Origin of the sequence: Zafaria sp. Z1313 (genome assembly GCF_050563205.1) — a bacterium.
Lineage (GTDB): Bacteria > Actinomycetota > Actinomycetes > Actinomycetales > Micrococcaceae > JAZDCJ01.
The window spans coordinates 1-10,988 of record NZ_JBNWUK010000035.1 but is presented as its reverse complement, the minus strand read 5'-3'; the positions used below and the strand labels follow the sequence as shown (position 1 = coordinate 10,988).

10 protein-coding genes and 1 pseudogene are annotated in these 10,988 nt (G+C 61.2%); 5 read left to right on the top strand and 6 right to left on the bottom strand.

Going from position 1 to position 10,988, the window contains the following annotated elements; all coding sequences use genetic code 11:
- Nucleotides 1-61 precede the first annotated feature (61 nt).
- A protein-coding gene (locus ACQ3I4_RS16260) for an IS3 family transposase (RefSeq protein WP_430633870.1) occupies nucleotides 62-1,242 on the top strand; the annotation gives its coding sequence in 2 pieces (ribosomal slippage) (nucleotides 62-322 and nucleotides 325-1,242; 1,179 coding nt in all).
- Nucleotides 1,243-1,724: 482 nt separating this feature from the next.
- Here the strand turns inward: ACQ3I4_RS16260 and ACQ3I4_RS16255 are convergent.
- The 5 genes and pseudogenes from ACQ3I4_RS16255 to ACQ3I4_RS16235 form a co-directional block, all read right to left on the bottom strand.
- Nucleotides 1,725-2,519 (bottom strand): ABC transporter permease, encoded by a 795-nt coding sequence (locus tag ACQ3I4_RS16255; RefSeq protein ID WP_329864286.1) that lies wholly within the window; start codon nucleotides 2,517-2,519, stop codon nucleotides 1,725-1,727.
- On the bottom strand, nucleotides 2,519-3,472 hold the full coding sequence (locus tag ACQ3I4_RS16250; RefSeq protein WP_329864288.1) for an ABC transporter permease: 954 nt from the start codon (nucleotides 3,470-3,472) through the stop codon (nucleotides 2,519-2,521). Before ACQ3I4_RS16250 ends, ACQ3I4_RS16255 begins: the two co-directional genes overlap by 1 nt.
- Nucleotides 3,426-3,827 (bottom strand): hypothetical protein, encoded by a 402-nt coding sequence (locus ACQ3I4_RS16245; protein WP_329864290.1) that lies wholly within the window; start codon nucleotides 3,825-3,827, stop codon nucleotides 3,426-3,428. The genes ACQ3I4_RS16250 and ACQ3I4_RS16245 overlap by 47 nt, the downstream gene beginning before the upstream one ends.
- Before the next feature lie 29 nt (nucleotides 3,828-3,856).
- Nucleotides 3,857-4,936 carry an ABC transporter ATP-binding protein gene (locus tag ACQ3I4_RS16240; protein WP_430633910.1) on the bottom strand — a complete coding sequence of 360 codons (1,080 nt, stop codon included), beginning with the start codon at nucleotides 4,934-4,936 and terminating at the stop codon, nucleotides 3,857-3,859.
- A pseudogene (locus ACQ3I4_RS16235) lies at nucleotides 4,937-5,809 on the bottom strand (extracellular solute-binding protein); the annotation flags it as partial. It abuts the gene before it with no gap.
- On the opposite strand from ACQ3I4_RS16235, the gene ACQ3I4_RS16230 reads away from it, so the two are divergent.
- From ACQ3I4_RS16230 to ACQ3I4_RS16215, 4 genes are all read left to right on the top strand, one after another.
- Complete coding sequence (locus ACQ3I4_RS16230) at nucleotides 5,804-6,856, top strand: hypothetical protein (RefSeq protein WP_329864248.1); 1,053 nt, start codon at nucleotides 5,804-5,806, stop codon at nucleotides 6,854-6,856. The pseudogene ACQ3I4_RS16235 and the gene ACQ3I4_RS16230 sit on opposite strands and share 6 nt — an antisense overlap.
- A 91-nt stretch (nucleotides 6,857-6,947) precedes the next feature.
- Nucleotides 6,948-8,378: a beta strand repeat-containing protein gene (locus ACQ3I4_RS16225; protein WP_329864246.1), complete on the top strand. Its 1,431-nt coding sequence runs from the start codon at nucleotides 6,948-6,950 to the stop codon at nucleotides 8,376-8,378.
- Between the two features lie 590 nt (nucleotides 8,379-8,968).
- A complete protein-coding gene (locus tag ACQ3I4_RS16220) occupies nucleotides 8,969-9,778 on the top strand; it encodes an HAD-IIA family hydrolase (RefSeq protein ID WP_329864309.1) in 810 nt (269 codons plus the stop codon).
- Between the two features lie 5 nt (nucleotides 9,779-9,783).
- A complete protein-coding gene (locus tag ACQ3I4_RS16215) occupies nucleotides 9,784-10,053 on the top strand; it encodes a MaoC/PaaZ C-terminal domain-containing protein (protein WP_430633909.1) in 270 nt (89 codons plus the stop codon).
- Between the two features lie 21 nt (nucleotides 10,054-10,074).
- On the opposite strand, the gene ACQ3I4_RS16210 is transcribed toward ACQ3I4_RS16215, so the two are convergent.
- On the bottom strand, nucleotides 10,075-10,988 hold a 914-nt coding region (locus ACQ3I4_RS16210; protein ID WP_430632801.1), incomplete at its 5' end, for an IS256 family transposase.

Here is a 10,988-nt window from a genome sequence, read left to right as displayed (position 1 = left end):
GGGTCTGCTGAAGGTTCGGTTGACTTCCTGACTGCTCTGCGGAGCAGAGAGGATATTCATCATGCCGAAGATCTACTCGGAGGAGTTCAAGGCCAGCGCCCTGGAGCTGCTCGAGCAAGGAATGACCCAGGTACAGGTCTGTAAGGACCTCGGGATGTCCAGGTCCGCGCTGCAGTCCTGGGTAAACGAGAACCGCCTCGACCAGCACGGATTCGAACCCGCCGAGAGCACCGAGGGGAAAGCCGAGCAGGCCAGGATGCTCAGACGGATCCGTGAGCTGGAGCAGGAGAACGAGATCCTGCGCCAGGCCACCGCTTACTTGTCGCAGGCGAATCTGAAGCCCGGGCAGGCCCGCCCAAAATGATGTACCCGCTGGTCCGTGACCTTGCCGCCGCCGAGATTCCGGTGACGGTGACCTGCAGGGTGTTGGGCTTCTCTAAGCAGGCGTTCTATAAGTGGAACGCCCGGCCTGTCAGCGACCGGGACTGGGAGGAAGCCCATCTGATTGACGCCGCCTACGACGTCCACGCCGATGACCCGGAATTCGGGCACCGGTTCATCGCCGATGAACTGCAGGCGGCTGGCCACAGGGTCTCCGAGCGGCGGGTGTGGCGGCTGTGTTCTCAGCAGCAGATCTTCTCCGCCACCGTGCGCCGCGCCAAGCGGGGCGGGGCGAAGCCCGGCCCGCCGGTCTGTGACGACCTGTTGCAGCGGGACTTCACCGCCGAGAGCATCAACACCACGTGGCTGACGGATATCACCGAGCACCGCACCGGTGAGGGCAAGCTCTACCTGTGCGCGATCAAGGACGCCTGCTCAGGACGGATCGTCGGTTACGCCATCGACCGCCGGATGAAGTCTGGTCTGGCGGTGGCCGCCCTCAAGGACGCCGTGGCCCGGCGTGGGGCCTCCAACGTCGCCGGTTGTGTTGTCCATAGCGACCGCGGTAGCCAATTTCGGTCCCGGAAGTTCCAGCACGCCCTGAAGCAGAACGGGCTGGTCGGCTCGATGGGCCGGGTCGGAGCCGCCGGGGACAACGCGGCGATGGAAAGCTTCTTCGCTACGTTGCAGAAGAACGTCCTCGACCGCCGCCGCTGGACCACCCGCGATCAGCTGCGCCTGGCCATCATCCATTGGATCGAACGGACCTATCACCGCCGCCGACGACAGCGTCGGCTCGGTAAGCTAACCCCGGTCGAATACGAAACCATCCACCAAAAGGCCGTCGCCCTGGCGGCCTAAACCATGGAGTCAACTAAACCTTCAGCAGACCCTTATGGGTTGATCTCTTTCTTAAGCACTAGTCAATCAAGGTTGAAGGACTCGTTATGTGGGGTGCAAATTCTCTTCGTCACACTCGTTGGGGCCGCGTCCGCGGCCCGGTCAGTAATTGGCGGGCAGGTGCAGCTGAACCAGCGACACGTTCGGTCCTCATGCCCTGGCAGGACGTCGGGGACAATTGATGAGCATTGGAAGTCCGTCGAGCACATCTGGAAGCTTGGATACAGCTGGCAGGAGTCGGGCTCCGGTACCTGGTAAGTCCAGAGCTGTGCCACTTTTCCATGTATGTCTTGAACATGAAATTAAGCAACCAGTTAAGGTCCTACGCCGTGGTCGTAGATCCGGTCGGAATCTACATGCAACTCAGCGTTAGCTGCTCCAAGACGTTAAGGATATATCCGTGCTTCAGGAATGCCGAATCGATGCTCTTTGATTTTGAAGAGTCAGCGGAGGACTCGACGGAGCCCCATTATGCGTTCGATGATGACGACGATGACGAGGCTAAGCACGATTAGTAGTGTTGATACAGCTGCAAGTTGAGGGTCGGTTCGAGTCTGAACGTAATCGAACATTGCAATCGGCAGTGTCCGGACCCGGCTTGAAACCAGGAACAGGCTGACGACCGCTTCATCGAAAGTGAGCAGGAAGGCCAGAACTACGCCAGACAAGACTCCGGGGATGATTAGCGGCAGCGTGACTGTTCTGAATACTGTCAAGGGGCGTGCGCCCAGCGTTTGTGCAGCTTCTTCACAACGTGCGTCCATGGTGGTCAGGCTAAGCAGAGTGGTGCGAATTATGTACGGGATCACCAAACCTGCGTTTGCGAGAATGAGACCTTGGTAGGTTCCCTTGAGGCCGAGGGGACTGAACACCAAGAGGAGACCAAGACCAACTACGATGGCTGGAACCAGAAGCGGTGCCAGGAAAAAGCTTTCCACTGCAGCCTTTCCGCGGAAGTTGCCGCGGGCGATGGCCATAGCGGCGGGAATGGAAACGGCTGCAGCCAGCAGCGATGCACCGCTGGCAACCACCAGGCTGACCCGGAAGGCTCCCGCGAAGTCTCGGTTTGCGAACACTTCTCCGTACCACTTCAGGCTCCAACCGCTCGGGGGAAATCGGAGAATGTTATCTGCCGAGAAGGAAATGATCACCGTGATGATGATCGGTGCCAAGAGGAAGATAAAGAGGAGGAACACTCCGGCGAGGATCAACCAACGCTTCAGTACTTTGGTTTTCATCAGCTGCGGTTCCAGTCCAGGCGGGCCATTAGTCGCTGGTAGCCCACGAGGACACCGGCGAAAAGGGCGATGAGTATGAACGAGATGGCCGATGCCAGTGGCCAGTTGAGTGACTGTACGGCCTGGTCGTAAATTTCGGTGGCCAGCAGGAAAACCCGTCCGCCGCCCACGAGGGCTGGCGTTACGAACGAACTGATGGTGAGCACGAAGACCAGGAGGCACCCGGTAAGTATCCCCGGCAGGGTAAGCGGGAGGATGACCCGGAAGAAGGTTTGGACGGTGTTACCGCCGAGGGTGGCGGATGCTTCCAGAACGGCGTCATTGAGTCGGGAAGAGCCTGTTGCAACAGTGAGGATCATGTAGGGCATGAGGATTTCGGTAAGGGCGATGGCGACGCCCAGCTCGTTGTTTGCCAGGCTGAGGGGTGTTGAAATAATGCCCATCCCCATCAGGGCTTCGTTGATGATTCCCCGGTCACCTAGGATCACTATCCATCCGAAGGTTCTGACTACTGCGCTGGTCAGTAGCGGAGCCAGTGCGAGGACTAGAAGCAGGCTCTTCCATTTCGATTGCGTTCGCAGCAAAAATAGCGCCAGCGGATAGCCGAGAAGGAAGGCGCCGGCTGTGACGACGATGCCCAATCCAAGGGTGCGCCAGATCAATTCAAGATTGAAGGATGCTTCGAAGAATGTCGAGTAGGAGTTGAGGCTCAATCCCTCCTCGATCCCTCCACCGGGAAGACCGGTGTTGAACGACATCCGCAGCAGCCAGGCTAAGGGGACCCCGAAGATAATGCCGAGCAGAATGAGCCCGGGAGCTAGTTTGAGAAAGGACGGCCAGTCCTTGCCTTTGGGCTTGCCACCACTTGGAGTCAGGACAGCCTTAGGCGCCTCCCCTAGTATCACCTCATTTGCCATTGCTGCCCACCAACCCGGAGGCATCTGCTTGGACACTGTTGGCCCTTACGTCCGGCAGCGCGAACCCATCGGCAAGCTCTTTTAGGAACTTGTCTTCAGCGTTCACTTCACCTTCGGGAGCGTTCTGGCGGTCACCGCCTGTGATGGTTACCGGAACGTCCCGTATTTCGGAAACAGCAACAGCATGGTGCAACAACGATGAATCTTGGACAGGCACCGGCCCGGTGACTGCTCGGTCAGCTATATTGCTACCCGGGAGGTGGGACCGGATCCTCGAATCCGTGAAGCTTTGCTCAGCAGAGTGCTTCAAGGTGGAATGAGTTCCCTGAGGAAGCTTCTCCATCAGGTTAGGAGGAATTGGGTGCCCGTTCAGAGTTTCGGTTATGAACATGTGGAAATCCTTTATGAAGGTAGTGCAGCTCAAGCGGCGATGAAATGCACGCAGTCGGTGGATGTGCCGATTGCGGCGTCGGAACCAGCCGGCAGTGCCGGAGCTCCATCAGCGAACATCTGCACTTTCAGGAGGTTTGCTCCAGCTTCAACCTCATACTGGACGGTGTCGCCGAAGTAGACGGACGACCGGACCTTGGCCGGGATGTCTCCGGGTCGGGCCACGGGCCGCACTTCAAGCTGGTGCGGCCGGATCATCGCCATAGAACCGTTTCCGTAGTCGCCTGAAACGCGGGGAACTGCGAGCCGGCCAGCGCCGGGCAGCTCGATCATTTTCGCGCGGCCGCCGTCCAGGATCACGTTAACGTTCTCCACCAGATTGGCCTGCCCCACGAACTCGGCAACAAATCGCGTCGCCGGACGCTCGTAGATGTCTGTTGGTGAGCCAAACTGCTCAAGCTTCCCCTCGGACATGACGGCAATCTTGTCTGCCATGGTCAGGGCTTCTCCCTGGTCGTGAGTGACGAATACGGAGGTGATTCCCATCCTTTGTTGGATGCCACGGATCTCGTTACGCATCGCATCACGCAGTTTCGCGTCCAGGTTCGATAGGGGTTCGTCCATGAGGAATAGCTGAGGGTGGATCACGACTGCCCGTGCGAGGGCGACGCGCTGCTGCTGGCCACCTGAAAGGGCCGTGATTCGCCGGTCTGCCAGATGGTCCAGACGGACCAGTTTCAGCACGTCGGCAACGCGTTTGGTGATTTCGGCCTTGGGAACGCGTCGCATTTGCAGGCCGTAGGCAACGTTGGACTTAACGTCGAGGTGTGGGAAGAGTGCGTAACTCTGGAACACCATGCCTACTGAACGTTTGTGGACCGGGGCATGTGTGATGTCCTTTCCGTCTACCGTGACGGTGCCCGAGGTTGGATCAATAAGACCGGCGATCATTCGCAACGTCGTGGTTTTCCCGCAACCTGAAGGTCCCAGTAAGGCCAGGAATTCACCTTCTGCAACGCTAAGGGAGACGTCCGCAACGGCGGGCGTAATCCCCTCCTTGTAACGCTTTGTTAGCGAACTAATCTCGAGGTACCCGGGAGCCCCAGTCATTTAGCCACCTACAACTTCGGTCTTGAGCCGGTTGGCCCAGATATCGCGCTGGGAAACCATCACGTCCCAGTTCGGTTCGATGATCCGGTCATTCATTGCGGGGTCGGCAACCGGAATCTTGGCGAGGACGTCCGCGGGCAGCTCAGCTTTGGTGTTAGTGGGGGCGTACGCCATGAGCTTCGAGAATTCGATCTGGGCCTCCGCGCTCAAGGCGTAGTTGATGAATGCCTGCGCAGCGGCCGGGTTGGGTGAGTCCTTCACCAGGTTCAGCGTGTTGATCTGCAGGATGGTTCCTTCCTCGGGCAGGACCGCTTTCATAGCACCGTTGGAGCCGTCAGCGAAGAGCTGAGCGCGGGCATTCCAGCCCACAGCGTAGGAGGCGTCACCGCTTTGCACCATGGTGTAGGGATCAGGCTGGGGGTTCCAAGTCTGAACACGAGGGGCAAGTTCTTTCAACTTGGCGATTCCCGCATCTACGGACTGGGTGTAATCCCCGCCCTCCATTTTCGTCGTGATGGCCGTCAACCCAACGGTGCTGGTGATGTCCGGGGGCCCAATAATCGCAATCTTCCCGGCGGCGGCTGGATCCTCCCAGAGTGCCTCCCATGACTCCGGATCAGCTGAAACTGCCTCTGTGTTGTACATCAGCGTCACGCTGTCGAAGGTTGCACCTGCTCCCATGTTGCCCTCCACCTTGGCCTTAGGGTCAAGGTCAGCAAGGTTTGGGACAGCCGCGGGGTCAAGGGCTTGGAAGATACCCTCGGTATTTGCCGTACGCGCTACAGCATAATCCAACAGTGATACGTCAACGCTGGGATTTGCCTTCTCTGCCCTTAGCGAGGCCAGAGACTCCGCACTGGTGCGTGCTTGGACAAAAGAAACGTCAACGTCCGGAAATTTCTCCTGGAACGGCTCTACAACGGCCTTTACATAGTTGTCCTGGAAGACACCGTGGTACGCATGGGTGAATCTCGTTCACCGTGGCGTGCCCTGCGGCCGGTGTTGCTGGCTGGAGCCGCTGCGTTCACCTGGCTGACATTTTCTTCTCCGGCGGCATCTGCCGATGCGCTGCCGGACACTTCGTCGCTGGTGGGATCCGTGACCAGTTCTGTGCAATCGGTGGCCGAAAAAGTGGTCCCGGCCGCACCCGCGCCGACCAAAGCTCCGGCTGCACCGCCATCCGTCGGCCTGGTGCATCCGGTGGTGAACCAACTCTCCGCAACTGCTGATGACTTGGTCTCGTCCGTTCCGGTGATCAACCAGGTGGTCCCTGCCGGCACAGTGTCAGAAGTGACAGCTCCGGTTGCCCGCATTGCTGACGGTGCAACCACGGCCGTCGTGGAAACCGTCGTGCCACCGGTCACCGAAACGCTTCCAGTGCTCGAACCGGTGCTGCAGCCTGTTGCCGATGTTGTGACCGGGTCCGCTCCCCTGCCTATTGATGTCCCGGAACTGCCCCTGGCGGCAGCCCCGGAACACTCAGAACCCGCCCTTCCCTCGGTGCCGGCAGAGACGGGCAGCGCCGAAGCTGCGGCTGCCGATCAAGCCGTGACAGGCCCTGCAGCAGTGATTCCAAGTGCGCCGGAGCCCGCAACATCCGGCACGCTCGAAGCCACTCCCGCCGCCGCGGGCCCGGCTGCCCTTGCGGGCACGTCGGTCTTCCCGACTTTGGCCCATGAGCGGCCATCCCTCGGCAGCGACCAGCCCGGAACCGCTGACCCCGCCTACCCTGCCCAGGCCCCGGCTGCGCCCGGTTCCGGCGCAGGCAGCGGCGGCTCCTCGGGCGGCTCTCCCAGCTCGGCTGCGTGGCTGAGCGCTTTCGATCTTGACCATGCAGTTGCCGGCACTGTCCTTGCCGGCGGGGCCTCTGAGCACGCTCCTGCACCGGTGTCGTTCGACCCCGGTTCCTCTCCTGACTAGTTGAGCCCCACCCTGCCGACCCAGGCAGCACGTGGCCATTCGGGCAGCTGACCAGCGCCCTCATCTCAACTTTTTTCAGGAGAAAATCACCATGAGTTCCAACCTTCGCAGGGGGCTGCTTGGCACCCTCTTTGCCGGCGGGCTTCTAGCCCTCGGCTGCAGCGCGGCAAACGCCGCGGATACGACCAGCGGATCGGATCTTTCCGCTTCCGCCCTCATCTCGGCGGCGGCGTCCGCTGATACGACGTCGTTGGGCCTGCTGGGTGACCCAACGCCGTCCGACTCAACGAACGTCGCCGCCGTAGTGGACGTAAACCTCGGGCTCGGCAACGTGACCGGAGCCGAGGCTGACGGCACCATCGCCGATGTCGCAGCAGCGGCCGACATCAACCTCGGCAACGTCACCGGAACCGGAGCCAACGGAACCATCGCCGATCTTGCCGCAGTTGCGAACGTCAACCTGGGGCTCAGTGACCTGGGCACCAACGGCACCGACGCGGGAACCGCAGACGTAGCCGTTGACGCAGCCGCAGCCCTCGGCGTCGGCAACATCACCGGAACCGGCACCGACGGCACCATCGCCGATGTTGCCGCAGTTGCGGACATCAACCTCGGGCTCGGCGACCTGGGCACCAACAGCACCGACTCGGGAACCGCAGACGTAGGCGTTGACGCAGCCGCAGCCCTCGGCGTCGGCAACATCACCGGAACCGACGGCACCGCCGCGGACGTTGCGGCAGTTGCGGACGTCAACCTCGGACTCGGCGACCTGGGCACGAGCGGCACCGACACGGTGGACGCTGCCGTGGATGCCGACGTCGCGCTGGGCCTGGGGAATGTCACCGGTTCGAACGGACCCAGCGACGGACTGGGTGCCGCCGTTGACGCAGCCCTCGGCCTGGGCGACCTCGGAACCAACGGCACCAACGCAGTCGACGCAGCAGTTGACACCGATGTAGCGCTCGGCCTGGGTGACGTTGCCGGCACCGACGGGACCACCGGCGGACTCGACGCAGCAGTGGACGCCAACGTGGCACTCGGACTCGGAAATGTCACCGGCACCGACGGCACCACCGGCGGTAACGGGAGCCTGGACGCTGGTGTGGATCTGGGGATTGACCTCGGTATCGGGCTGATCGGTGGCGGCAACGGCACCGAAACCCCTGGCACCGGGACTCCCGGCGATGGAAACACCGGCGGAGTTGGCACTGTCGATCCCGGCACCAGCAACCCAGGCAACGACACCGACAATGGCGCCGGCACCGGAGACGGTACCGGCAACGGCACCGCGGGCACGGACAACGGCAGTGGCACAATCAGCACCGGAAGCTTCCCGGTAGCTGCCGCCGGATCCACTGCTGTAGGCGGCGCGATTCCGGCGGTCTCCACTCCCCGTAACACCCCTACGCAGAACGGCGCCGCTGCACTCGCGAACACCGGTGTTGACGCCTCACTGGTCCCGCTCGCCCTGCTGATGCTGGTGGCCGGCCTGCTGATGCTCCGCAAGCGCAAGGTCTCCTAGCCACCTAGAACGCATCCGAAACGCCTGTGCATTGAGCTGAAGCGGCTGCAAACCAGCAGGCTGAGGAGAAGGAGGCGAAACATAGGAAACCGTAAACAGAAACCGGAGAACATGTCTTCAGCACACATGTCCTTGTGACCGGTGGTCCGGTGGCGAAACACTCGCCGCCGGACCGCCGGTGTGCCCGCATCCTCATTCGATGCCCTTAGACGGTGCCAAGTTACTGCCTACATTCCGTCCAGAGTGTCCTCGCTACCACCATCTCTGAACTCTCTCCCCGAGCTTGACGGAATCACGGCTATCGAGCGTGGAACACTTGTTGATTTTGGGAGTACGAATGTCCCGCTAGACGACGGGGGACGTGCCGCCGGTGCCGCTGCTGCGCCAATGCAAGGCTGAGGACGCTGCGCAAGCGGTCCTTGCCCCCGCGCGGGCATTTGCGGCGTCAGGCTGAAGCGTGTGGTTTATCGACTAGGTCGATGCTTCCGGGCAACGGGGTATGGCGAAACGAGTTCCGTCCCCGGCGCTCGGGCGGCTGCTGGATGCTACTGGCTCCCCTATCAATACAATGGCGGGATGGTGATGGAGCCGTGATCAACTTTGAAAACCAGCCCTGGCCGGATCCGATTGAGGGGTTGGTCCTCGATCTGGACGGAACAATTTACCGCGGTGATGTCCCCATTGAGAGCGCGATCCAGGCGCTGCATCAGTTCCGCACCAGTGCGGTCCCTACGGTGTTCATGACAAACAACTCCACAAAATCGCGTGCCGACTTCGCCGCGAAGCTGACCAGGATGGGCTTCGCCGCCGACCCCGAGCAGATCGTCAACACTGCCTATGCCACGGCACGCTACCTCGTGGAAAACTACGAGCAGGGCCTAATCGTCTACGTAGTGGGAGCGCCCGCACTTTCGCGTGAAATTGAGGAAACGGGATTCGTCCTCTCAAGCCACAAGCCGGACATCGTTGTTATCGGGCTCGACCGTGAACTGACCTACGTGAAACTTCGCACGGCCGTACGAGCGATTCTTGCTGGTGCTCACTTCATCGCTACGAATCCAGACAGGCTGATCCCTGAAGGCGGAGAACTGGATCCGGGCGCGGGCACCTTGGTCGCGGCAGTCGAAGCCGCCACGCGACACCTCACCACGCCCGAAGTGATTGGGAAGCCCGAGTCACACATGCCCCGGATTGCTCTGGAAATGCTCGGGAGCCGCCCCGACCGCACAGTTGCTGTCGGCGACCAAATTCTTACAGACGTCGCGGCAGCTCAACGAGCCGGTATGTTCGGGGTCTTGGTCGAGACAGGGGTTCCTATCCACGCGTTCGAGGACGTGATTCCCAGCCGGGTGATTTCGAGTCTCCTCGAGATACCCGTCGGAAACCCATTCCGGCCCTAGGCAGCATGCCCCGGAGCTTCGGGTGGGGCAGTAGCAGCACCGTCCGTTGCGGGCCCTTATCCCGCATAATTTACAGCCCGCCTTCCGGGGCCGTTCACGAAAGGTTGACCATGGAAGCTCATCCCAATCGTCCCAGACCCATCGTTGGGCAAACCGCTCATCTGTCGCGCAAAGTCACCCACGAGGACATCTCGTTGTTCACCCAGATCAGCGGTGACCGCAACCCCCTACACTACGATCTCCGGGCTGCCCAGACCTCGGGACTATCTCATTAACGGTGTATCCGGCGGTTTCTTTTAGTAGCTTTCAGCGGCCGGGAATCGGTCGCTGAAAGTGATGGCGAAGGCGTTCAAAGCGGGCTTCCAACGCACGGCCCATCGGGTCTTGCCGGCACCGGTCGGATCGAGGGATCGGGTGACCAGATACAGGCACTTTAGCGCAGCCTGCTCGGTGGGGAAATGACCCCGGGCCTTCACGGCGCGCCGGTACCTGGCGTTGAGGGATTCGATCGCATTGGTCGAGCAGATCACGCGCCGGATTTCCACGTCATAGTCCAGGAACGGGATGAACTCCTCCCACGCGTTCTCCCACAGCCGCACGATGGCCCCGTATTTCTTGCCCCAGCGCTCGGTGAGCTCCTCGAACGCCGCCCTGGCGGCCGCAGCGTTCACGGCGGTGTAGATGGGCTTCACGTCCCGTTTGAGCGCGTCCCAGTCCTTCTTCGAGGCCAGGCGGAAGGTATTGCGGATCAGGTGGATGATGCAGGTCTGCACGGTTGTCAGCGGCCAGACGTTGGTGACGACTTCGGGCAGGCCTTTGAGGCCGTCGCAGACCAGGAAGAAGGTGTCTTTCACGCCGCGGTTCTTGATGTCGGTGAGCACGCTCATCCAGAACTTCGCGCCCTCACCGCCGGTGCCGGCCCACAGGCCGAGGATGTCCTTCTCACCCTCCAGCGTCACGCCGATCGCGGCGTAGACGGGCCGGTTGGCGACCTGCCCGTCGCGGACCTTGACGACGATGGCGTCGATGAAGATCGCCGCGTAGACCTCATCCAGCGGCCGGTTTTGCCACGCGGCCATCTCGTCGAGCACCCTGTCGGTGATCCGCGAGACGGTCTCCTTTGACACGGACGCACCGTAGATCTCGGCGAAGTGCGCGCTGATTTCCCCGGTGGTCAGGCCCTTGGCATAGAGCGACAGGACCATCTCAT

What these genes read in the sequence shown, in the direction of transcription:
- ACQ3I4_RS16255 (WP_329864286.1), bottom strand. Translation starts at nt 2,519, where the DNA reads ATGAAAACCAAAGTACTGAAGCGTTGGTTGATCCTCGCCGGAGTGTTC.
- ACQ3I4_RS16245 (WP_329864290.1), bottom strand. Translation starts at nt 3,827, where the DNA reads ATGTTCATAACCGAAACTCTGAACGGGCACCCAATTCCTCCTAACCTG.
- ACQ3I4_RS16240 (WP_430633910.1), bottom strand. Translation starts at nt 4,936, where the DNA reads ATGACTGGGGCTCCCGGGTACCTCGAGATTAGTTCGCTAACAAAGCGT.
- ACQ3I4_RS16225 (WP_329864246.1), top strand. Translation starts at nt 6,948, where the DNA reads ATGAGTTCCAACCTTCGCAGGGGGCTGCTTGGCACCCTCTTTGCCGGC.
- ACQ3I4_RS16215 (WP_430633909.1), top strand. Translation starts at nt 9,784, where the DNA reads ATGCCCCGGAGCTTCGGGTGGGGCAGTAGCAGCACCGTCCGTTGCGGG.